The sequence below is a fragment of the Streptomyces xanthii genome (genome assembly GCF_014621695.1).
Classification (GTDB): Bacteria; Actinomycetota; Actinomycetes; order Streptomycetales; family Streptomycetaceae; genus Streptomyces; species Streptomyces xanthii.
In genome coordinates this window covers 7,232,177-7,253,161 of sequence record NZ_CP061281.1, presented here as the reverse complement: position 1 = coordinate 7,253,161, position 20,985 = coordinate 7,232,177, and the positions used below count along the sequence as shown (strand labels likewise).

Below are 20,985 nucleotides of genomic sequence, written 5' to 3'. Positions count from 1 at the left end.
GTCGTCCGGCTCGTTCTGACCTACCCATATTGGTATACCATTCTGCGTCCGGTAAGCGAACATTCAGAACAAGGGACTTCACATGCGCATCGTCGTCGCCCTCGGAGGGAACGCACTGGCCAAGCGCGGGGAGCCGATGACGGCCGACCGCCTGCGCGCCAACGTCCGGGGCGCCTGCCAGGCCCTGGCCGGCCTGGCCCGCGAGCACGAGGTCGTCATCACCCACGGCAACGGCCCGCAGGTCGGCCTCCTCGCCCTGCAGAACCTGGCATACCAGGACGTCGCGGCGTACCCGCTCGACATCCTCGGCGCGGAGACCCAGGGCATGATCGGCTACGTCATCCAGCAGGAGCTGTCCAACGCCCTGGTCGGTGAGCGCGAGGTCGCGGCGATCGTCACCACCACCGAGGTCGACGAGAACGACCCGGCCTTCGAGCGTCCGACGAAGCTGATCGGCCCGACCTACTCCGCCCAGGACGCGGCCGAGGCGGCGGCCGAGTACCGCTGGACGATCGCCAAGGACGGCGGTGCCTTCCGCCGCGTCGTCCCGTCGCCGCACCCGCTGCGCATCATGCAGGCCCCGCTGGTCTCCACCCTGCTCGACAACGGCACCCTGGTGGTCTGCGTGGGCGGCGGCGGCGTGCCGGTGCGCACCGACTCCAAGGGCCGGCAGATCGGCATGCAGGCCGTCGTCGACAAGGACGCCGCGAGCGCCGCGCTCACCGCGGACCTGGGCGCCGACATGCTCATCATGCTCACCGACGGCGACTTCGTCAGCGAGAACTGGGGCACCCCGGAGCAGCGCGACATCCTCACCGCCTCCCCCGAGGGCCTGGCCACGATGAAGTTCGCCGAGGGCTCCATGGCGCCGAAGGTGGCCGCCGCGGTGCGCGTCGCCGAGGCCGGCGGCCGTACGCTCATCGGCCCGCTGGACCGTCTCGACGACCTGCTGGAGCGCAAGGTCGGCACCGAGATCCGCTCCGACGTCGAGGGCGACATCGTCTTCGTCTGACGCCCGCACCGTTTCGGTATACCATTCGGGCAACCCCTCGCCACCGTCGTCGCAACGCGGCGGTGGCGAGGCGGCCCAGCGGGCCGGATCCGTACAACGGAAGAGGAGTTCGAGCGTGCCGCGGGAGACGCCGATGGAAGCACCCCCGTCTCCTCCCCGCGCCCGCTCGGGTCCGCTCGCCTCGCTGCGCGACAGCCGGGCCTTCCGCGCCCTGTGGGTCTCCAACGTCTTCTTCTTCGGCGGCGCCTGGACCCAGACGATGGTCCTGGGCTGGATCGTCTTCGACACCACCGGCTCGGAGTTCCTGCTCGCCGTCTTCACCTCGGCGCGGCTCGCCCCGATGCTGCTCGGCCCCTTCGCCGGGGTCCTCTCCGACCGCCACGACCGCGTACGGCTGCTGAACATCGCCTGCGGCTGGGCGCTGACCGCCGCCGTCGCCGTGTCCGCCCTCGAGTCGGTCACCGACGCCCCGTACTGGGTGCTCGTGCTCGCGGGCCTGGCCACCGGCCTCGCCCAGTCCCCCTCGCAGCCCGCCCGGTCCTCACTGGTCCTCGAACTGGTGGGGCGGCGCAACCTCAGCAACGCCAACGCGCTGAACGCCATGGCGATGAACATGACGCAGGTCGTCGGACCGGCCCTGGGCGGCGCGATGATCAGCGCGTTCGGCTCCTCCGTCGCCCTGTGGATCTCCACGGGCTGGTTCGCCCTGTCGCTGCTCGCGCTGTGGCCGCTGCGCCACGCGGACACGGAGGGCGCCCGGCGGGCCGCGCCGGAACCGGTGGGCGCGCTGCTGGTCGGCGGCATCCGAACGATCCTCGGCAACCGCCTCGCCGCCGGCGTCCTGGGCGTCACCCTCGCCGCCAACATCCTGTTGTGGCCGGTGTATCAGGCCTTCATGCCGGTCTTCGCGAAGGAGTCCCTGGGGCTGGACGCGGACGGCCTCGGCTGGCTCCTGACGTGCAGCGGCGTCGGCGGCCTCACCGGTTCCCTGGTCATCGCCGCGCTCGGCGACTTCCGGTTCAAGGGCGCCCTGTTCGTCTACGGGACCGCGGCCTGGGGCACGCTGTGGGCGCTGTTCGCGCTCTCCCGCCATGTGGCCGTGTCGTTCGCGCTGATGGCGTTCATCGGCCTGCTCAGCGCCTCGTTCGGGGTACTCCAGACCACACTGCTGCTGATGACGACCGAGCCCTCGGTCCAGGGCCGGGCGCTCGGCGTCCAGGAACTCGCCATCGGTGTCATGCCGCTGTCCTCGCTGTGCCTGGGCTTCTCGGCGCAGCACGTCGGCGTGGCCACGACGACCCTGCTGAGCTCGCTGCTCCTCGTCGCGTTCCTCGCCGTGCTCGCGCTGCGCCTGCCCGGGCTGCCCCGCTACCGCGGGGTCTGACCCACCGCTTCTGCCGGTCAGCTCACGACGGCGTGCCGGTGGTGCGCGTCCGCCTCGGCCTGACTGGTCGCCAGGTGCGCCACCGCCAGCTCCCCCACCGTCTCCACGTCCCGGGCCTCGATGGCCCGGTACAGCTCCTCGTGCTCCTCCGCGACGGCAGTGAAGTCGTCGTGCTGGCCCAGCAGCCAGCGCATCCGGCTGCGCAGCGTCAGATCGAGCTCGCTCAGCAGGGCGTTGTCCGCGAGCTCGGTGACCGTCTCGTGGAAGTCCGCCGCGAAACGGCGCGCGGCGGCGCCGTCGCCCTCGGCCGCGGCGGCCTGCTCCGCGTCGAGCTGGGAGCGGAGCTTGGCGAGGCCCGAGCGGGTGCGGCGCTGCGCCGCGAGCCGGAAGCCCAGGGTCTCCAGAGCGGACCTGACCTCGCTGAGGTCCGAGATGTCGGAGGGGGTGAACTCGCGGACCACGGCCCAGGTGCGCGGCCTGGGCGTCACCAGGCCCTCGTTGACGAGATCGCGCAGCGCGTCGCGCACCGGCAGCCGGCTCACGCCGAGCTCGGCGGCGAGCTCCCGCTCCACCAGCTTGCTGCCGGGGGCCCGGGAGCCGTCGATGATCTGGTCGCGCAGGGTGCGCATGACCCGCTCCGACTCGGGGGTGAATTCCTCGGCGTCTGCCGTTGCGCCTGTCATTCCGCCATTTTCGCATCGGAGTTCAGGCTCTCGTGCCGCACCCCTGGCACGGTCCGACGCTTTTCGGCCGCCCGGTATACCGATCGACCGAAGAATCGCCGCCCATCCCCTCTCTTCCTGACTTGAATTCGCCGCAAATACCTCATAGCTGCCGCATCGATGCAGGAGGCAACTTCATTTGGTATGCCAAATGTTAAGGTCACGGTGGCCTCGACCACGGTCCGTCCGAGGCGTTCCGTCCGCTTTCCCGCAAGGAGTCACGCCCATGCTCATCAGGAACGTCCGCCCGTGGGGCGGCGACGCCTCCGACCTCCAGATCCTGGACGGCAGGATCGCGGCCGTCATGCCGCACGACCCGGCGCGCGCCGACGACGGTTCGAGCGTCGACGGGCGGGGCCGCCTCGCCATGCCGTCGTTCTCCGACGTCCACTGCCACCTGGACTCCAACCGGGTCGGCCTGCCGTTCCGCCCGCACACCGGCCGGCCGGGCGTGTGGGGCCTGACCATGAACGACCGCGAGCACTGGCGCGAGGACCCGCCGGTCGCCGAGCGCACCACCGCGCTGCTCGGCCGCATGATCGAGCGCGGCACCACGCGCGTGCGCAGCTACGCGCAGATCGACGCGGACAGCGGCCTGGAGCGTTTCGAGGGCGTCCTCGCCGCCAAGGAGGCCCACAAGGACCGCGCCGAGGTCGAGATCATGGCCTTCCCGCAGGCCGGCCTGCTCCTGGAGAAGGGCGTGCCGGAGCTGATGGACCAGGCGCTCGCCTCCGGTGCGGCCGTCGTCGGCGGCATCGACCCGTGCACCCTCGACAAGGACCCGGTCAAGCACCTCGACATCGTCTTCGGCCTCGCCGAGAAGCACCAGGCACCGGTGGACATCCACCTCCACGAGCCGGGCCACCTCGGGGTGTTCAGCACCGACCTCATCCTGGAGCGGACCCGTGCGCTCGGCATGCAGGGCAAGGTGACGCTGTCGCACGCGTACGAATTGGGCAACGTCGACGAGGCCACCACCCGGCGCCTCATCGAGGAGTTCGCCGACCTCGACATCTCGATGGCGACGATCGCGCCCGCGCAGCAGATGCACGCGCTGCCCCTCGCGGAACTGACCCGGGCCGGGGTGCGGGTGGGTCTCGGCGAGGACGGCCAGCGGGACTACTGGTCGCCGTACGGCAACGGGGACATGCTCGACCGGACGTGGCAGCTGGCGTTCACGAACCGGTACCGGCCGGACGAGCTGATCGAGCACTGCTGGGCCGTCGCGAGCCGCGGTGGCGCCGCGATCCTGGACCCGTCCCTGGAGCGCCTCACCTCCACGGCCGACCGTCCCGGTGTCTCGGTGGGCGACGCGGCGGACCTCGTCCTGGTGGACGGTGACACGGTCGCCGCCGCCGTCATGGACCGCGGCACCGACCGCACGGTGCTCCGCGCGGGCCGCGTCGTCGCGGACCAGCTCCAGCTGGTCTGACCCCGCCTTTCCCCTGACGACGCCGCAGGGTCCTGGCCCATCGCCGGGACCCTGCGGCGTCGTTCGGCCGTCCGCGCCGTGAGGCTCCACGGCCGTGGGGTCGAGGTACAACGCCGACTGACGCCCCGGTGGGGCTGCTCGCGCAGTTCCCCGCGCTCCTGACGGGGTACGTCACCCCCGGGTCGGCGGCGCTGGACGACGAAGTCCCCTGGTCCGGAACTTGGTTTCGGACCAGGGGACTTCGCGTACTCCGAGGTCGGGTCAGGCCGACTTCGCGTTCGGGGCCGTGCCGTCCTCGGACACGAGGTGGCAGGACACCTGGCGGCCGTCGGGGAGGGTGCGCAGGGCCGGGGACTCCGTGCGGCAGCGGTCCGTCGCCAGGGGGCAGCGCGTGTTGAAGTGGCAGCCGGGCGGCGGGTCCAGGGGGCTCGGCAGGTCGCCCCCGAGCACGATCCGGGAGCGTTCGCGCTGCTCCTGCGGATCCGGCACCGGCGCGGCCGAGAGCAGCGCCTGCGTGTACGGATGCTTCGGATCGGCGAACAGCTCCACCGCCGGGGCGAGTTCGACGATCCGCCCGAGGTACATCACGGCGATCCGGTCCGCGAGGTACTCGACCGCGGCCAGGTCGTGCGTGATGAACAGGCAGCCGAAACCGCGTTCCTTCTGCAGGTCGGCGAGCAGGTTCAGGACGGAGGCCTGGACCGACACGTCGAGCGCGGACGTGGGCTCGTCCGCGATGAGCAGCGCCGGCTCGACGGACAGGGCCCGCGCGATGGAGACGCGCTGGCGCTGTCCGCCGGAGAGCTGGTGCGGGGTGCGGTCGGCGAGTTCGGGGCGCAGGCCGACCTGGCGGAGCAGTTCGTCGACGCGGGCGGAGGCCTCGGCCCGGTTCGCCAGGCCGTGCAGCCGTAGCGGCTCGGCGATGATCTGGCGGATCGTCATGCGCGGGTTGAGCGAGGAGGACGGGTCCTGGAAGACCAGGTGGACCTTCTTGCGCAGCGGCCGCATGGCGCGCGGGGACAGCGTCGTGACGTCGGTGCCGTCGATGACGACCTCGCCGCCGGTCGGGGTGTCGAGACGGACCACGCAGCGGCCCACCGTCGACTTGCCGCTGCCGGACTCGCCGACGAGCCCGACGACCTCGCCGGGGCCGATGGTCAGCGAGACCCCGTCGACGGCCTTGACCGTGCCGGACGCGGACGGGAAGTGACGCTGGAGGTCGCGGACCTCGAGGACGGGGGTCCCGGTCATCGGGAGACCTCCTCTGACGTGGACGCGGAGACGGGCATGAGTTCGGGCTCGGCCGAGCCCGCCGGGTGGTGGCAGGCGATCCGGTGCGCACCGGACAGGGTCCGCAGCTCCGGACGGCCCCCGCGGCAGTCGTCCTGCGCGAAGGTGCAGCGCGGCGCGAACGAGCAGGCGTCGGGCTGCTTGCGCAGGTCGGGCACGAGCCCGGGGATCTCGTTGAGCCGGGCGCGCCCCTCTGCGGTCCGGCTGCCGGGCCGCAGCACCGCCCCGAGCAGCCCGCGCGTGTACGGGTGGCTCGGGTGCGCGAACAGTTCCTCGGCCGGGGCCTGTTCGACGGGCCGGCCCGCGTACATGACGAGGACGCGGTCGGCGGTCTCGGCGACGACGCCGAGGTCGTGCGTGATGAGCACGATCGCGGTGCCGAGCCGGTCGCGCAGCGACTTGAGCACGTCGAGGATGCCGGCCTGCACGGTGACGTCGAGGGCGGTCGTCGGCTCGTCGGCGATGAGGACGGCCGGGTCGCAGGCGACCGCGATGGCGATCATGACGCGTTGGCGCATGCCGCCGGAGAGCTGGTGCGGGTACTCGTCGACCCGCTCGGCGGGGGCCGGGATGCCGACGAGGTCGAGCAGTTCGATCGCGCGGGCGCGCGCGTCCTTCTTGCTCAGCTTCTGGTGGTGGATCAGCACCTCGGTGATCTGCCGCCCGACGGTGAGCACCGGGTTCAGCGAGGTCATCGGCTCCTGGAAGATCATGGAGAGCCGGCGGCCGCGCAGCGAGCGCCAGGTGCGCTCGCTCGCGCCGACGAGTTCCTGCCCGTCGAGGGTCACGGAGCCGCCGATGCGGGCGGTGGGCGGAAGCAGGCCCATCACGGCCATGGACGTGACGGACTTGCCGCAGCCGGACTCGCCGACGACCGCGAGGACCTCCCCGGGGTGGAGGTCGTAGGAGACGCCGTCGACGGCGTGGACGACGGAGTCGGGTCCGTGGAAGTCGACGGTCAGGTCACGGACGCTGAGGACCGGCTCGGCCGGCTTCTGGGTGGCGGTCACCGGGAGCCTCCACGGGGGTCGAGGATGTCGCGGACGCCGTCGCCGAGCAGGTTGAACGCCAGCGTGGCGAGCACGATGACGAGGCCGGGGAAGACGGCCATCCAGGGGGCGTCGGCGATGAACGGCTGGGCGGAGGACAGCATCACGCCGAGCGAGGGCGACGGGGGCTGGACGCCGAGGCCGAGGAAGCTGAGCACGGCCTCGCCGATGATCGCCGACGGGATGCCGACGGTCGCCTGCACGATGAGCGCGGAGGTCGCGTTCGGCAGGATGTGGCGGAAGAGGATGGTGCCGTTGCCCGCGCCGTTGGCGATGGCGGCGCCCACGTAGTCGAGGTGCTTGAGGCGCAGTGTCTCGGCGCGGGTGATGCGCACGATCGCGGGGATCTGCGAGATGCCGATGGCGATGGTGGCGTTCTTCAGGGACGGGCCGAGAACGGCGGCGAGGCCGACGGCGAGCACCAGGAAGGGGAACGCGAGCATCGTGTCGGTGAGCCGCGAGACGACCGTGTCGGCGAACTTGCCGAAGTAGCCGGCGAGCAGGCCGAGCGGCACGGCGACCACGAACGCGAGCACGACGGCGAGGACGCCGACCTGCATCGACGCGGTGACTCCGACGAGGACGCGGGACAGCTGGTCGCGTCCCAGGTCGTCCGTGCCGAGCCAGTGGGCGCCGCTGGGCGCGGCGAGCGCGTTGTCGAAGTCGGGCTGCGCCGGGTCGTACGGGGTGAGGATCCCGGAGAGCAGTGCGACGAGGACGAAGAGCGCGGCGAGCACGGTGCCGGTGAGGGCGAGCTTGTTGCGGCGCAGCTTGCGCCACAGGCTCGCGGCCCGCCCGGGGTGCTTATCGGCGACGGGCGCGGTCGGCGCCTTCGTGGGCGCGGCGGCGGTGTCGAGGGCCGTCATCGGGAGCCTCCCAGCCGGATGCGGGGGTCGACGACCGAGTAGAGGAGGTCGACGAGCAGGTTGATCAGGATGTAGGCGGCCGAGGTGAAGAGCACGACGCCCTGGACCATCGCGTAGTCTCGGGTGAAGACCGCGTCGATGGTGAGCTTTCCGAAGCCGGGCAGGACGAAGACCTGCTCGGTGACGACGGCGCCGGAGATGAGCATGCCGAGCTGCAGGCCGAGCACCGTGATGACGGTGACGAGCGAGTTGCGCAGGGCGTGGCGGCCGATGACGGTGCGCGCGGAGAGGCCCTTGGCGCGGGCGGTGCGCACGTAGTCGGAGGACAGGGCGTCGAGCATCGCGGCGCGGGTCTGGCGCATCACGACGGCGGCGAGGCCGGAGCCGAGGACGATCGCGGGCAGCACGAGGCGCCGGATGTTCTCCACCGGGTCCTGGCCGAACGGCACGAAGCCGGAGGCGGCGAAGACCGGCATCGCGATCGCGAAGGCGAGCACGAGGAGCATGCCGAGCCAGAAGGTGGGGACGGACATGCCGAGGAGGGCGACGGCGTTGGCCAGCCACTCCTCGGGCTTGCCGCGCCGCACGGCGGCGACGATGCCGGCGCCGATGCCGAGCACGACCGCCAGGAGGAGGGCGAGCGCGGCTAGTTCGAGGGTGATGGGCAGCGCGTCGAGGATCGAGTCAAGGACGGGCAGTCCGCTGCGCGCGGAGGTGCCGAAGTCGCCCGTGACCGCGTGCCGTACGTAGTTCCAGTACTGCACGACGATGTTGTCGTTGAGGCCGTACTCCTCGCGGATGGCGGCGAGGACCTCGGGCGATGACTGTTCGCCGGCCATGGCCTGGGCGGTGTCGCCGGGCATGGCGCGCACGCCGGCGAAGACCGTGATCGAGACGAGGACGAGGGTCAGCAGCGACTGCCCGATGCGGCGCGCCGGGTAGGAGCTCAGGTATCCGCGGACGGTACCCATCACTTGTCACCGCCCTTCACGTATCCGGCTTCCTTCATGCGGATGAGGCCGTCGCCGGACAGGGAGATGCCGCTGATGTCCTGGGCGGCGACCGCGTAGTTGATGTTGCGGTAGGTGTAGATCACCGAGTGCTGCCGGTTGATCGCCTCGGTCAGCTCGCGGTAGATCTCCTTGCGCTTCGCCGGGTCGGAGGTGGAGCGTCCGGCGGCGATGAGGCGGTCGATCTCCGGGTCGGAGAGCTGGCCCTGGTTGTTGCTGCCCTTGGTGCCGACGAGGCTGTCGATGTTGCCGGCGGGGTCGGGCTGACCGCCCCAGCCGCCGGTGCGGGCCTGGAAGTCACCGGCGTAGGTGCGCTGCAGGCCGGTGGCGAACTCGGTCGGCTGGAGCTTCACGTCGAAGCCGGCCTCCTTGGCCATGGCCTGGACGACCTGGCCGAACCGGGCGTCCTCGGGCGTCGTGTTGATCATCAGCTCGAGCGGCACGGGCGTCTTGACGCCGGCCTCCTCGAGGAGCTTCTTCGCCTTCGCGACGTCCCGCTTCTGGCAGGTCGTGGGCGTGGAGAGCGGAGTGCCCGGCGGTACGGGGCCGCAGGCGGGCGCGTACATGCCCTGGAAGACGACCTTGTTGATCAGTTCGCGGTCGAGGGAGAGGTCGAAGGCCTCGCGGACACGGACGTCCCGGGCGAAGGGGGTGTCGACCTTGCCGGGCTTGCCGTCGATGCCGTTGTCGTTGCCGACGTTGACGGTGATGGCCATGTAGCCGAGCGAGGGCGTGTTGAGGACCTGGAGGTCCTTGTCGCCGAGGGCGCTGCGCACCTCGACGGGGCCCATCTGGTCGCCGGTCTGGACGTCGCCGGAGCGCAGGTTGGCCAGGCGGATGTTGCCGTCGGTGATGGTCTTGTAGACCACGCCGTCGAGGTGGACCCGGTCCGCGTCGTAGTAGAGCGGGTCCTTCTTGAGCTCGATGCGGTCGCCGATGACGCGCTTCTCGTACTTGAACGGGCCGACGCACGAGGGGTGCGTCGCGAAGTTCTTGCCGTACTTCGCGAGGGCCTTCGGCGACATGATCAGGCCCGCGGTGTTGGCGAGCCGGCCGAGCAGCGGGGTGTCCGCGTGCTTGAGCGTGAGGCGCACGGTGTACGGGCCGATGGCCTCGACCTTGTCGACGGAGTCGATCTCGGAGGCGCGTCCGGAGCCCTTGAGGTGGAGGTGCCGGTCGAGGGAGGTCTTCACGGCCTTCGCGTCGAGCTTGGCGCCGTCGCTGAAGCGTGCGTCCTCGCGCACGTCGAAGGTGAAGGTGCGGCCGCCGTCGGTGATCTTCGGCATCGAGGAGGCCAGCTGGGGCACGAACCGGTTGTGCCGGTCCACGTCGTAGAGCTGCTCGCACATCGACGTGAACACGGTGCGCGCGACGAGCGTGCCCGTCAGGCTGGGGTCGAGCATGTCGGGGTCCGACTTGAGCCCGACGACAGCGGTTCCGCCGTCGCGGACCGGCCGGTCGTCGACGAGACGGGGAGCGGCGGCGCTCTGTTCTCCGGGCGGGGCGAGTGAGCCGCAGCCTGTGGCGAACGTCAGCAATGCGGCCGCCGCGAGCACGGCGGGTAGGCGACGCACGGGACCACACCTCCTTACACGGATGGGGTGCGCGCCCGGCCGGGTCGCGCTGGGGCGACACGGTATACCAGCGACTGTCTCACTCTCTGGACACTCTCACCGCGAAAGGGCTCCCACCTCCGAATTTCTCGACAAAATACGGGCATTGCGTGCGCGGTCATCCACGCCGATCGTTACGAATTCGAGCCTTTGGTATACCGGAGCGCGTTCCGTATTCCGGATGGCCGATCCAAAGACCCCGCGGCCGCGAGCAGGCCGGCGGTGGCGAGCCCGCACCGGTCCAGGCCACGCACCGCCCACTCCTCGATGACGCCCGCGCGAGGCCGCCGTTCGATGAACTCCCGGCTCTCGCACTCCAGGACCACGCAGTCGACGCCGGCGGCGCGCAGCAGGTTCCCGACGGTCGGGCCGGCCGGTCCCGCGCCGATGATCACCAGCGAAGTGCCCTAGGTGAAAAGGGAGTTGGGATCTACGAGTCCGGTCCCGCGGTTCATCAAAGCGGGCGCCCCGGGCGGGCCTCAGGCGGTGTCCGCCCGGTCGACGGTCTCCGCGCCCTCCAACGGCGCCCGCTCCAGAACCGCGACCGCCTCCGGCACGCTGGCGCGCAGCCGCATGAGGCCCTCGGCGGTGAGCGTGCGGCACACCGTGTCGCGTTCGGCGAGAACCTGGCGGGACATGCGGGCCGGGAAGTCGGCGGGGGTGAGCGCGGCCCCGGGCCCGGCGGACCAGGTGCGGACCGTGGAGACGGAGTCGGCGCACACGGCGAGCCGGCCCGACTCGACGTACCAGAGCACGATGCGGCCGCTGAGCCGGGCGCCCGGCGGCTCGACGGTCTCGCCCTCGGGCAGGCGCAGGGTGTCGAAGGCGTCGGCGAGGGCGGCGCGGACCCGGGCGTCGGCGCGGCCGAACAGGTCGCAGTCGGCGAGCGGCACGGGCGCGTCGGGGTCGAGCCCGAGTTCGGCGAGCAGCCCGTCCTCGCAGGACTCCAGGGCGCGGCCGAGGTCGGGGAACTCGTCGGCGGGGCGGGCCATGGCCTGCCGCTCGTCGGGGTCCGCGAGCACCATGCGGGTGCCCCGGGTGCGCAGGTCCTCGCCGAGGGCGCGCAGCAGGTCGGCGGCGACGGTCTCGACGCGGCCGACGCGGGTCAGGTCGAGGACGAACCAGGAGACGGCGCCGGGCAGTTCGCGTGCGGCCCGCAGGGTCTGCTCGGCGGTGGCGAAGTCCAGGTCGCCCTGGAGGACGTGCACCCGGATGCGGTCGGGGCGGGCGTCGAGCGCCTCGCGCTGGGAGCGCGGGCGGTGCCGCAGCGAGCGCAGCGGCGCGGGGTGCAGGGAGCGCGGCGGCAGCGGACGGCGCTGCGGCACGGTGGCCCGCATCAGGTGCAGCCCGAACTGGTCGGAGATGAGGTGGCAGGCGGCGATGCCGCGCACGCTGTTGCCCTTCTCCTCCAGGGGCGGGCTGAACACGCCGATGCCGAACTGGCCGGGCAGCGCCACGCCGATCGCGCCGGAGACCCCGCTCTTGGCGGGCATCCCCACCTGGAGCATCCACTGGCCCGAGGCGTCGTACATGCCGCACGTCGCCATCACGGCGAGGACGTGCTGGGCGTGGCGCGGGGCGACGACACGGTCGCCGGTGACGGGGTTGACGCCGCCGCCGGCGAGCGTGGCGTGCATGACGGCGAGGTCCTCGCAGGTCACGAGGACGGAGCACTGCCGGAAGTAGACGGCGAGCTGTTCCTCCACGTCGCCGGTGAGGGAGCCCGCGTTGTGCATGAGGTAGGCGAGGGCGCGGTTGCGGTCACCGGTCGCTCGCTCGGACGCGAAGACAGCCTCGTCGACCTTGAGCGGGCGGCCCGCGAAGGCGCTCAGGCCTTCCAGGATGCGGGCCGAACGCTCGTCGGGACCGTCCCCCGCGACGAGCGAACTGGTCACGATGGCCCCGGCGTTGACCATCGGGTTCGGCGGCCGCCCGGTGACAGGCTCCAGGCGGATGGAGTTGAACGCCTCACCGCTGGGCTCGGCGCCGACGCGGGCCAGCACGTTCTCCAGACCGTGGTCGGCGAGCGCGAGGGCGAACACGAACGGCTTCGACACCGACTGCACGGTGAACGGCGTCGTGGTGTCACCGCTGGCGTACACCTGCCCGTCGAGCGCGCACAGGCTCAGCCCGAACAGGTCGGGGTCGACGCGGCCAAGCTCCGGGATGTACGAGGCGGGCTCGCCGTCGTCGAGGTCGCGCAGCCGCAGCCGCACCTGGTCGAGGAGGGCGGTCAGGGGGTCGCCGGGCCGGTCCTGCTGCTCGTTTCCCATGCCTCCCATCGAAACGCATCGGTGCGGGCGGCGCGTGCGGTACTGGTCCGTCCGTAAGGGCCCGGGTCCGGTGCCGCCCGGCCGAAAGAGCTTGATCGTTCCGCACGGCGGCCAGCAGACTGCCCCCATGAGCGAAACCGAACAGAAGGCCGACCTGCGCCGCTATCTGCAGGAGGCCCGGGACTCCCTCCTGTGGAAGCTGGAGGGCCTCTCCGACTACGACGTACGGCGCCCGCTGACCCCCACCGGCACGAACCTGCTGGGCCTGGTCAAGCATCTGACCTATGTGGAACTCGGCTATCTCTGCGCCACGTTCGGGCGCGAGCACGGCGAGACGCTCGACGATCCCGAGCAGGACATGTTCGCGGCCGCCGACGAGACGCGCGAGCAGATCGTGGACCGCTACCGGCGCGCCTGGGTCCACGCCGACGCCGCCATCGAGGAGCTGGCGCTCGACACCGTCGGCAGCGTCCCCTGGTGGCCGAAGGAGCGCGCCGAGGTCACCTTCCACCACGTGCTGGTCCGCGTGCTCGCCGACGCCCAGCACCACGCCGGTCACGCCGACATCCTGCGCGAGGGGCTCGACGGGGCTGTGGGCTGGCGCCGGGACAACGACGCGCTGGGGACCACCGACCTCGACGAGCGGGCCGCGTACCACGCCCGTCTGGAGGAGATCGCCCGCCGGGCGGACCCCTCGTCGGCCCCACCCGGCTGAGGCTCAGGTCCCGGCTGAGGCTCAGGCCCCGCCCGCGTCGTGGCGGTCCAGCCAGTCCCGGGCCGCCGCCCGCTCGGCCTCGGTCGGCGCGGGGCGCAGCTGGTCGGGGTGGGTGATCAGACGGTGCTGCCGGGCGAACCCCAGGGCGATCTCCCGGGCCCGCGCGGAGACGCCGGGGTGCTCGGCGACCTCCACGGCGCGCTGCCACCAGCCCCGGCTGCGCGGGTCGACGCTGTAGTGCCACAGCGGCTGCGCGGGGTCGGCGACCCCGAGCAGCACCCGGTGCAGCACGTAGTCGCGCAGACCGGGCGTGCCGATGAGCCGGTCGGCGACGAGCAGGGGGTGCTCTCCGTCGAGGCGGGCCCGCACCAGCACCCAGGTCATCAGCTGGCCGACGTCGTGCGCGGACGAGGCGACGAAGTCCCACAGCTCGGCGGCCTTCGCCTCGTCGGGGGCGCCGAGATGGGTGAGCAACCGCTGCTGGTCCTTCCAGACCGGCCGCTTCCCGTTCCACCACGCGACCAGCTTCGCGGCGGCCGGGTGGTCCAGGTCGAGCGCGAGACAGGTCAGGGTGACCAGTGGGTGGCGCCATTCGGCGTACGTGGTCTCGTACTTCTTGGTGAGCTCCTTGAGGCGGGGCAGCAGCGCGTCGGCGTCCGCGCGCGTGGCACGGCCGTGGGCGAGGAGCAGTTCGAGGCAGAAGCCGAGGCCCTGCAGTTCGGTGTCCGGATCGGCGACGCGCGCGTGGAGCCACGCCTCGTCGGCGTCGGTGAGCGTCCGGTACCGGTGCCAGACGTCGCAGAGCGCGCCCTGGTACGCGGTGAGATCGGGCCCGGCACCGGCGAGAAGCCCTTCGACGGCCTCCGCGAAACGGTCCAGGTCGGCCAGCACCTCGACGGTGTCGACGCCGGTGAACACGGAGCCCTCCGGCCGCAGGACCGCCTCCCGCACGAGGTCCACGCGGTCGTGGACCGCGTGGGCGGCGAGGACGCGCAGGTCGCGGGGCAGGCGCGGGTCGGTGGCGCAGCGGACGTCCATGAGGCCGGCGTAGAGCTGCTGAACGCGATACCCGGCCCCGGTCTCCTCACGCCAGCCGGCGGTGAGCGCGCCGGTCAGCGCACTGCGCAGAGAACGCAGGGACGCCTCGGGGGCGTCGTGCGCGGCCAGTTCCGCCGCGATCCGGACGGCGGCGCGGACCGCGTCCGGTTCCTCGAACGCCCGGTACAGGGTGAGCCAGTCGCGAACCGCACTCCGCTCACCGGCGAGGGCGAACTCACGTACCGCGGCGAGTCCTCGCTCGGACGGGACCTCGGTGAGGGTGTCCGACGCGCGGGCGCCGAGGGCGTCGACGATGGCCCAGGCCTGCGCGTGGTCCTGCCGCAGCAGCGCGTGCAGCAGGTCGTCCCACGCCTCCCAGTCCGCGAGCCGGCCCGGGTACGCGGCCTGCCAGGCGTGCAGCAGCCGCTCCGTCTCGTCGGGGGTCAGCGCGTCGCGCCGCTCCAGCGAGACCGCGAAAGGGGTGGCGGCCGCGAGGTCCAGGGGATCGGCGAGCCGGGCGTGCAGCCAGTCGGCCTGGGACGGAGAGAGCGGCCGGTACGTGGAGGGGTGCCGGCTGCGGTCCAGCGGTTCGTCGAGCTCCGCGAGGAACTGGCGTACGCCGTCCGGGTCCGCGGGGTCGGGCAGGCCCGCGGCGTCACGGTGCGTGATCCGGTCCAGGACGAAGGCGCCCTGCGGGCCGCCGTTCTCCAGCCTGTATCCGGGCGGGCCCTCGCCCAGCCCCGCGGTGACGACGGTGTGGTCGCCTCCCCAGTGCAGCACCAGCTCGCCGGTCAGGGCGCCGGAGCGGTCGAAGGCGCGCTCGTGGGACTGCCAGTGCCAGTAGGCGAACGAGACGGGGGCGGGGAGGCCCTGGTGCGCGCGGAGTTCGGCGGCGTCCTCGTGGCCGTCGGACTGCGTGTAGCGGCCCCTGCCGGGCGGGGGCAGCACAAGGAAACCGTCGTCGCCCAGGTGCTTCCACCAGGTCTTGATCGCGGCCAGATCTGACACGTGCGGGTCCCCCGGGTGGTGCGGTGTCGATGTCGTCCCGGGTCACCCTGCCACAGGGCGCCGACAACGCGGTCCGCGTCTGCGGGCCGGTGGGGGCTGGTCGCGCAGTTCCTCGCGCCCCTGAAATGCAGACCCTTCGGGTCGCACTTCACCGATAGAGGCTGAACAGCGCAGCCGCTCGCCTCTGGGGCGCGGGGCTGTGACATCAGAGGCTCCGCCGCGGGGCGCGACCAGCCCCCACCGAGCCGCACCCGCCCACGCGACGGAACCCGGCACACGAGAACGCTCCGCATGCGCGACCCACCGCCTCAAGCGATCATGAGGCCGAAGCCGGTTCCCTGCGGAAAGGACTCAAGCGTGCTGATCTACATCTCGATGGTGCTCGGCGCGGTGAGCGTCCTCTGCATAGGTGTCACGGCGAAACGCCTGGCCACGGACGAGGTGAAGCTGGGCGCCCCCGCGCTGGCCCTGGTCACCGCTTTCACGGCCGTGGCCCTGATGCTCACGGCGACCGCGTCAGGGCAGTGACTCGGGCTCGACCTCCTCGGCCATGTCGTGCTCGGCCGCCTGATGGGCGACCTCGTCGACCTCCTCCTCGGCGTCGGCCCCGTCACCGACCGACACGACCCGCCGCCCGGACCGCCACCGCCCCGACTCCTCGTCGTACGGCTCGGCGTCCTCGTCGCGCAGACCATCGTCGTCGTCCCCGTCCCTCTCGTCGCTCTCCAGCGCCTCGAGCAGCTCCAGGACCGTGTCGGGCTGCTCCTCCGAGAGGCGCTCGTCGAGGGTCTCCCCCGCCTGCCGCTCGGCCGCGGTGACGCCCGTGTGCTCCACGCCGAGGGGGCGCTCGGGCGGCGACCAGCCCGCGTCGTACGGGTCGACGCCCCGGTCGTAGAGGGTGTCCTCCGCGTCCAGGATGCCCTGGTCCTCACGGGCCTCCGGGTCCCCCGGCTGGTAGACCTCGTCGCCCATGGCCGCGTCGTCGCTGCGCTCCGTCATCCGGGTCACCTCGTCTCGCCGTTCCCGGCTCCCCCTCACGTATCCAGCGTGCCCCCGCGCGGGCGCACCGGCACCTCGTCCCGGGGCCCGGCCGCTCCCGCGCGGGCGCGAGGATGCGCCTGTACGGCGGCTCTGTCCTGCCGAGCCCGCCGCTTCGGGGAACGCGGGCTACCCCATGGAGTGGGCTTCGGCCGGGGCCCTTTCACGATCTTGTCCGGGTGGCAGGGCTCTTTGTGTGCGGGCCCTCGCCCGCCCCGTCCGTCCCGAATCCCCTATCTGCTCGGAACGAGGTCGTCGCATGCGCCGCACCGGATTCCTGTCCCTCGTCGCCGCTCCCCTGCTGGCCCTGGCCCCACCACCGGGGCCGGAGCAGGCGCTGTCCGTGACGGCCCCGGCCGCCGCCTCCGTGCATCCGGCGGGCGGCACGCTGTTCGTCGCCTGGCGCAACGCCACAGGGCAGGAGCTCGACATGTGGCTGGTGCGGGGCGAGACGGAGCGGGTGGTGCGGCTGGCCTCGAAGCTGTCCGCCGCCACGGCGGGCGAGACCGCGACCGTGCTGCCTTCCGTGCCGGACGGCGACGGCTACGCGATCGAGCTGGTGAGCCGGGACGGTTCCGGACGGGCTTACAGCGGCACGTTCGCCGTGGGGCCCACGGTGCGCGGCCTGTCGGCGCGGCGTCCGGGCGGCGCCGGCTGACGGTGCCGGGCGCGCCCGGGGACCGTAGCGTGGCCGCATGTGCTGGAGTGCGACGGCCGATCTGGTGGCGGGCGGTGCGATCACCGCGGTCGGGGTCGTGTGTGTGGCCCGTGCGGCGCGGGTGCGGCCCCGGGCCGTGCCGCTCGCCGCGCTGCCGCTGCTGCTCGGCGCGCATCAGCTGATCGAGGCCGCGGTCTGGCACGCGGGCGGCGGCACCGGTGCGGCGACGCTGGCCTGGGCGGTGATCGCGCTGCCGCTGCTGCCCCTGTGGGTGCCGCTCGCGGTGTGGTGGGCGGTGTCCGGCGCGGCCCGGCGCCGGCTGTGGCTGCCGGTGGCCGTCGGGGCGGTGACCTCGGTGGTCCTCGCCGGGGTGCTGGCCACACACACGGTGACCGCCGAGATCCGCGGCCACACCATGGCGTACGCGATCGGCCTGCCGCACGCGGCCTGGCTGATCGGCGGCTATCTGGTGGCGACGATCGGCGCCCTGCTGCTGTCCGGTGAGCGGGCGCTGGTGCTGCTCGGCGCTCTCGTGGGGGCCGGTGCGGCGGTGTGCGCGGCGCTGTGGCGCTGGGAGTTCGTCTCGACGTGGTGCGCGTGCGCGGCGCTGTGCTCGGTGCTGCTGCTCGGCTGGGTCCGGCGCGGGGTTCCCGCGGCGCCGAGGAGCACGAACTCCCCGCCCGTTCCCCGTAGTTGAACGCCCGACGAACAGTGGGCGAAGCTCCCCGCCGTCCGGCCGGAGCGGCCCCCTCGATCCGTACCGTCACCCCATGGGCTGGCTCGAGATCACTTTCACGGCCGCGGGCCTGCTGCTCGGCGTCGTCTCGATCATCACGCCGTTCGCCGCGGACCGCAGGGCGCGACGCAGCAGACGCATCGGCTTCCGCAAGCAGATGGACATCGCTATAGGGCACAACGGGCCCGCCCCGGCGGCCGGGCAGGCGGACCCGCCGCTGCTCGGGCTCTTCAACGACCTGCCCGAGATGCGGGACGCGACGCTCGTGCTGCTGCGCATCGAGAACGACGGTTCGCGGCACATCGAGGAGTCCGACTATCTCGACTCCTCACCGCTGTACGGGCTCACCGCCGAGTTCCCGGGGCGCACGATCCGTGCCCAGGACGTCACGCTGCCCGGCGAACACACCAATCTGATGGGGTACTTCGAGCACCAGCCGGGCCTGCATGTGGCGGGTCCGAGCACGCTGCGGATCCCTCGGGTGCCGCTCAAGCCGGGCGCGCACTACAAGATCCTGGTGCTGCTCAACGGGGGTGCGGAGGGCGACCGGGTCGCGGTGACCGGTGACCTGAAGGACGGTTCGCTGCACGAGAACCACAGTCTGACGCCGGACGAGAAGCCGCCCGCGTTCAGCCGGCAGGCCCGCTGGACCACGGTCGTCCTGGGCCTCGCGCTGATGGCCGCGGCCGTCCTGCCGCTGACGCTGCCCGCGCCGCTGCCGGACGACTGCGAGACGGGCACGCTGCGGCTCACGGGGTCGACCGCGTTCGCGCCCGTGCTGACGGAACTGGCGCGGAAGTACGAGGCCCACTGCGGAGACGAGCCGCGGATCACGGTCGCGGCGCACGGAAGCCGCACCGGGGTGCGGGAGTTGGCGCTGTCGGGCGGGAAGACGCAGGACGGCGCGGCGGCGGTCGCGTTCTCGGACGGGCCGCGTCCGGCGAGTTACACCCAGCTGAGCGAGAGCCGGATCGCGGTGTCGCTGTTCACGCTGGTCACGCATGACGACGTGAAACTGACGAACCTGTCGGTGGCGGACGTGCGGCGCCTGTACCGCGGGGAGATCGGCAACTGGAGCGAGTTGGGCGGCCCGGATCTGCCCGTCGTCCTCGTGAGCCGCACCTCGGGCTCCGGCACCCGGTCCGCGCTGACCGAGCGGGTGCTCGGGGGCCGGGACGAGCCGCCGGCCTCCTCGGACGACTGCGTGAACCGCACAGTGCGGGACGCGCCCGTCCTGCGCTGCGAGCTCGACTCGACGGAGCAGGTGCTCGACACGGTGGCCCGGACGCCGGGCGCGCTCGGCTACGCGGAGCTGCGGGCCGCCTCGCCGCCGGACGCCCCGCACGGGCTGCACCGGCTCACGCTCGACGGCCGGGCGCCGAACCCGGACCGGCTGGACACCGGCGGCTACCCGTACCGGGAGATCGAGTACGCGTACACGTACGGGCGGCCGCCCGCGGACTCGCTGGCGTCGAGCTTCCTCGCGTACGCGGTCGACAACGGGACGGGCAAGGGGGTCGTCGCGACGCACGGGCACCTGCCGTGCGGGACGCCGGTGGGGCTGCGGGTGTGCGGGAGGGCCGACTGAGCGTCCCGCGGACGCTCGGCGCGGCATCCGCGGGGCGGCGAACGTAGACTTTATGGGGTGTTTGGGGCGCACGTTGCGCCTGGGACGGCGAGGTGAGGTCATGGCCGGACAGTCCTCGAGCAGGCCGCGCGCCTGGCGCACGGCGGCCAGGGTTCCGGTGGGCGCCGCCTTCGTCTGCGCGAGCGTGTTCGCCGCCGCGGGCCCCGCCCTCGCCGACGACGCCTCGGACATGTCGGCGCAGGAGCTGGCCGACGCGGCGAAGAAGGAACTCACGGACGCGAAGTCGCTGCACGTGAAGCTCACCGAGCGCACGGACGAGCGAGAGCTGCGCACGCCCTCGTCGTTCGATCTCCGTCTCGACGAGGACGGGAACTGCACGGGTTCGCTGACGATGGGCACGGGCGGCGCCGACGGCGGCAGCCTCGACCTGGTCAAGCGGGGCGACGAGGTCTGGATGAAGCCGGACGCGACGTTCTGGAAGGCGCAGGTGCCGGGCGGCGCGGGCGAGCTGGCGGCGCAGCTGTTCGACGGCCGGTACGTGCACGGGACGACGGACGACCCGATGCTCGACGGCCTGTCCGACGTGTGCGACCTGGACTCCTTCCGCGGCGAGCTGGAGAACGGCTCGGGCGGCTCCGGGCCGGACCACCTCACCAAGGGCGACGAGACGACGGTGCGCGGCACCGATGTCGTGCCGCTGACCGGACGCGAGCACGGCAAGGACTTCACCCTGTACGTGGCCTCGGACGAGCCGCACCAGCTCGTACGGGCGACGGTGAAGGGCACGGACGAGTCCGTCACGATGACGCTGACCGACTACGGCAAGCCGGTGCCGGACGAGACACCCTCGGCGGACCAGTCGGTCGACATCTCGAAGCTGCGCGACATGGCCCCGGACGAGACGCCGCGGGCCGGCGCCTGACCCGGTCGCCGGGCGCTCAGGCCTCTCGCCCGGCCGGCGGGCTCTTCGGGTAGCGGACGAAGAGGACGCCCTGGACCTCGCCGTGCGGCGCGCCGTACAGGTGCGGGACGTCGGCACTCCAGGTGGCGTGACCGCCGGGACCCGCGGTCTGCGGGGCGTCGGGCAGACCCACGACGGCGGTGCCGGAGAGCACCATCAGGCTCTCGGTGGTGTGCGGGACGTGGGCGGCCGATTCCTGTACGGCTCCGTCGGCGATGGTGACCCGGAAGACGTCGGTGGCGGCGTCGGCGTCCTCGTACCGTTCGAGCAGGACCGCCGTGACGGCGCTGCCCGACACTCCCCCGGCCGCGGCCGTGACGCCGGGCGGCGGGTCGTCGAGCACGGCGCTGAGCGGGCGGCCCAGTGCGGTGGTCAGCGCGTAGAGGGTCTCCAGGGTCGGATTGCGCAGGCCGCTCTCCAGCTCCGAGAGGGTGCCCTTGCCGACGCCGGAGCGGCGGGCCAGTTCGGACAGCGTGAGGCCGTCGCCCCGGCGCAGCTCCCTGAGCCGGCGCCCCACCTCGTCGTTCAGCCCCATCCGCCCGCCCTCCGGGGAAGTGTGTTGACGGTTCACGGCCCGCGTCCCTAGTGTTCC

At 72.6% G+C, this 20,985-nt stretch carries 19 protein-coding genes and 1 pseudogene; 9 read left to right on the top strand and 11 right to left on the bottom strand.

The window, feature by feature from the left end; translation table 11 throughout:
• The first annotated feature begins 82 nt into the window (after positions 1-82).
• Together IAG42_RS32865 and IAG42_RS32860 are read left to right on the top strand one after the other, a co-directional pair.
• On the top strand, positions 83-1,012 hold the full coding sequence (locus IAG42_RS32865) for a carbamate kinase (protein ID WP_188340593.1): 930 nt from the start codon (positions 83-85) through the stop codon (positions 1,010-1,012).
• 133 nt (positions 1,013-1,145) lie between these two features.
• On the top strand, positions 1,146-2,396 hold the full coding sequence (locus IAG42_RS32860; protein WP_188340592.1) for an MFS transporter: 1,251 nt from the start codon (positions 1,146-1,148) through the stop codon (positions 2,394-2,396).
• A 17-nt stretch (positions 2,397-2,413) separates the two neighbouring features.
• On the opposite strand, the gene IAG42_RS32855 is transcribed toward IAG42_RS32860, so the two are convergent.
• Positions 2,414-3,079, bottom strand: coding sequence for a GntR family transcriptional regulator (locus tag IAG42_RS32855; protein ID WP_223206254.1), 666 nt, complete (start codon positions 3,077-3,079; stop codon positions 2,414-2,416).
• A 265-nt stretch (positions 3,080-3,344) separates the two neighbouring features.
• On the opposite strand from IAG42_RS32855, the gene IAG42_RS32850 reads away from it, so the two are divergent.
• Positions 3,345-4,550, top strand: coding sequence for an amidohydrolase family protein (locus IAG42_RS32850; protein WP_188340591.1), 1,206 nt, complete (start codon positions 3,345-3,347; stop codon positions 4,548-4,550).
• 261 nt (positions 4,551-4,811) lie between these two features.
• Here the strand turns inward: IAG42_RS32850 and IAG42_RS32845 are convergent, their stop codons facing one another.
• The 7 genes and pseudogenes from IAG42_RS32845 to glsA all read right to left on the bottom strand — a co-directional run bounded on the left by IAG42_RS32845 (position 4,812) and on the right by glsA (position 12,651).
• Positions 4,812-5,801 carry an ABC transporter ATP-binding protein gene (locus IAG42_RS32845; protein WP_188340590.1) on the bottom strand — a complete coding sequence of 330 codons (990 nt, stop codon included), beginning with the start codon at positions 5,799-5,801 and terminating at the stop codon, positions 4,812-4,814.
• Positions 5,798-6,850: an ABC transporter ATP-binding protein gene (locus IAG42_RS32840; RefSeq protein WP_188340589.1), complete on the bottom strand. Its 1,053-nt coding sequence runs from the start codon at positions 6,848-6,850 to the stop codon at positions 5,798-5,800. The genes IAG42_RS32845 and IAG42_RS32840 overlap by 4 nt, the downstream gene beginning before the upstream one ends.
• Positions 6,847-7,755 (bottom strand): ABC transporter permease, encoded by a 909-nt coding sequence (locus IAG42_RS32835; protein ID WP_188340588.1) that lies wholly within the window; start codon positions 7,753-7,755, stop codon positions 6,847-6,849. Before IAG42_RS32835 ends, IAG42_RS32840 begins: the two co-directional genes overlap by 4 nt.
• Complete coding sequence (locus IAG42_RS32830) at positions 7,752-8,726, bottom strand: ABC transporter permease (protein WP_188340587.1); 975 nt, start codon at positions 8,724-8,726, stop codon at positions 7,752-7,754. Before IAG42_RS32830 ends, IAG42_RS32835 begins: the two co-directional genes overlap by 4 nt.
• Complete coding sequence (locus IAG42_RS32825) at positions 8,726-10,339, bottom strand: ABC transporter substrate-binding protein (protein WP_188340586.1); 1,614 nt, start codon at positions 10,337-10,339, stop codon at positions 8,726-8,728. Before IAG42_RS32825 ends, IAG42_RS32830 begins: the two co-directional genes overlap by 1 nt.
• A 239-nt stretch (positions 10,340-10,578) precedes the next feature.
• Positions 10,579-10,776: pseudogene (locus IAG42_RS32820) on the bottom strand (FAD-dependent monooxygenase); the annotation flags it as partial.
• 81 nt (positions 10,777-10,857) lie between these two features.
• Positions 10,858-12,651, bottom strand: a complete 1,794-nt coding sequence (gene glsA, locus IAG42_RS32815; RefSeq protein ID WP_188340585.1) for a glutaminase A — start codon at positions 12,649-12,651, stop codon at positions 10,858-10,860.
• 127 nt (positions 12,652-12,778) lie between these two features.
• On the opposite strand from glsA, the gene IAG42_RS32810 reads away from it, so the two are divergent.
• Positions 12,779-13,366, top strand: a complete 588-nt coding sequence (locus IAG42_RS32810; protein ID WP_188340584.1) for a DinB family protein — start codon at positions 12,779-12,781, stop codon at positions 13,364-13,366.
• A 21-nt stretch (positions 13,367-13,387) separates the two neighbouring features.
• On the opposite strand, the gene IAG42_RS32805 is transcribed toward IAG42_RS32810, so the two are convergent.
• A complete protein-coding gene (locus tag IAG42_RS32805; RefSeq protein WP_188340583.1) occupies positions 13,388-15,412 on the bottom strand; it encodes a hypothetical protein in 2,025 nt (674 codons plus the stop codon).
• Between the two features lie 357 nt (positions 15,413-15,769).
• Between IAG42_RS32805 and IAG42_RS32800 the strand changes: the two genes are divergently transcribed.
• Positions 15,770-15,940, top strand: a complete 171-nt coding sequence (locus tag IAG42_RS32800) for a hypothetical protein (RefSeq protein WP_188340582.1) — start codon at positions 15,770-15,772, stop codon at positions 15,938-15,940.
• Here IAG42_RS32800 and IAG42_RS32795 read toward each other — a convergent pair.
• Positions 15,929-16,411, bottom strand: coding sequence for a hypothetical protein (locus IAG42_RS32795; protein ID WP_188340581.1), 483 nt, complete (start codon positions 16,409-16,411; stop codon positions 15,929-15,931). The genes IAG42_RS32800 and IAG42_RS32795 overlap by 12 nt on opposite strands.
• A 298-nt stretch (positions 16,412-16,709) precedes the next feature.
• Between IAG42_RS32795 and IAG42_RS32790 the strand changes: the two genes are divergently transcribed.
• The 4 genes from IAG42_RS32790 to IAG42_RS32775 all read left to right on the top strand — a co-directional run bounded on the left by IAG42_RS32790 (position 16,710) and on the right by IAG42_RS32775 (position 20,354).
• Complete coding sequence (locus IAG42_RS32790; RefSeq protein ID WP_188340580.1) at positions 16,710-17,108, top strand: GPI anchored serine-threonine rich family protein; 399 nt, start codon at positions 16,710-16,712, stop codon at positions 17,106-17,108.
• Between the two features lie 37 nt (positions 17,109-17,145).
• Positions 17,146-17,805: a DUF6629 family protein gene (locus IAG42_RS32785; RefSeq protein WP_188340579.1), complete on the top strand. Its 660-nt coding sequence runs from the start codon at positions 17,146-17,148 to the stop codon at positions 17,803-17,805.
• A gap of 73 nt (positions 17,806-17,878) precedes the next feature.
• Entirely contained in the window at positions 17,879-19,432 is a 1,554-nt protein-coding gene (locus IAG42_RS32780) for a substrate-binding domain-containing protein (protein ID WP_188340578.1), read from the top strand.
• A gap of 100 nt (positions 19,433-19,532) precedes the next feature.
• Positions 19,533-20,354: a LolA-like protein gene (locus IAG42_RS32775; protein ID WP_223206253.1), complete on the top strand. Its 822-nt coding sequence runs from the start codon at positions 19,533-19,535 to the stop codon at positions 20,352-20,354.
• 16 nt (positions 20,355-20,370) lie between these two features.
• On the opposite strand, the gene IAG42_RS32770 is transcribed toward IAG42_RS32775, so the two are convergent.
• A complete protein-coding gene (locus IAG42_RS32770; RefSeq protein WP_188340577.1) occupies positions 20,371-20,928 on the bottom strand; it encodes a helix-turn-helix domain-containing protein in 558 nt (185 codons plus the stop codon).
• Positions 20,929-20,985 lie beyond the last annotated feature (57 nt).

Coding starts and splice junctions, on each gene's coding strand:
- IAG42_RS32865 (WP_188340593.1), top strand. CDS start 83: ATGCGCATCGTCGTCGCCCTCGGAGGGAACGCACTGGCCAAGCGCGGG.
- IAG42_RS32860 (WP_188340592.1), top strand. CDS start 1,146: ATGGAAGCACCCCCGTCTCCTCCCCGCGCCCGCTCGGGTCCGCTCGCC.
- IAG42_RS32855 (WP_223206254.1), bottom strand. CDS start 3,079: ATGACAGGCGCAACGGCAGACGCCGAGGAATTCACCCCCGAGTCGGAG.
- IAG42_RS32850 (WP_188340591.1), top strand. CDS start 3,345: ATGCTCATCAGGAACGTCCGCCCGTGGGGCGGCGACGCCTCCGACCTC.
- IAG42_RS32845 (WP_188340590.1), bottom strand. CDS start 5,801: ATGACCGGGACCCCCGTCCTCGAGGTCCGCGACCTCCAGCGTCACTTC.
- IAG42_RS32835 (WP_188340588.1), bottom strand. CDS start 7,755: ATGACGGCCCTCGACACCGCCGCCGCGCCCACGAAGGCGCCGACCGCG.
- IAG42_RS32830 (WP_188340587.1), bottom strand. CDS start 8,726: ATGGGTACCGTCCGCGGATACCTGAGCTCCTACCCGGCGCGCCGCATC.
- glsA (WP_188340585.1), bottom strand. CDS start 12,651: ATGGGAAACGAGCAGCAGGACCGGCCCGGCGACCCCCTGACCGCCCTC.
- IAG42_RS32810 (WP_188340584.1), top strand. CDS start 12,779: ATGAGCGAAACCGAACAGAAGGCCGACCTGCGCCGCTATCTGCAGGAG.
- IAG42_RS32795 (WP_188340581.1), bottom strand. CDS start 16,411: ATGACGGAGCGCAGCGACGACGCGGCCATGGGCGACGAGGTCTACCAG.
- IAG42_RS32790 (WP_188340580.1), top strand. CDS start 16,710: ATGCGCCGCACCGGATTCCTGTCCCTCGTCGCCGCTCCCCTGCTGGCC.
- IAG42_RS32785 (WP_188340579.1), top strand. CDS start 17,146: ATGTGCTGGAGTGCGACGGCCGATCTGGTGGCGGGCGGTGCGATCACC.
- IAG42_RS32780 (WP_188340578.1), top strand. CDS start 17,879: ATGGGCTGGCTCGAGATCACTTTCACGGCCGCGGGCCTGCTGCTCGGC.
- IAG42_RS32775 (WP_223206253.1), top strand. CDS start 19,533: ATGGCCGGACAGTCCTCGAGCAGGCCGCGCGCCTGGCGCACGGCGGCC.
- IAG42_RS32770 (WP_188340577.1), bottom strand. CDS start 20,928: ATGGGGCTGAACGACGAGGTGGGGCGCCGGCTCAGGGAGCTGCGCCGG.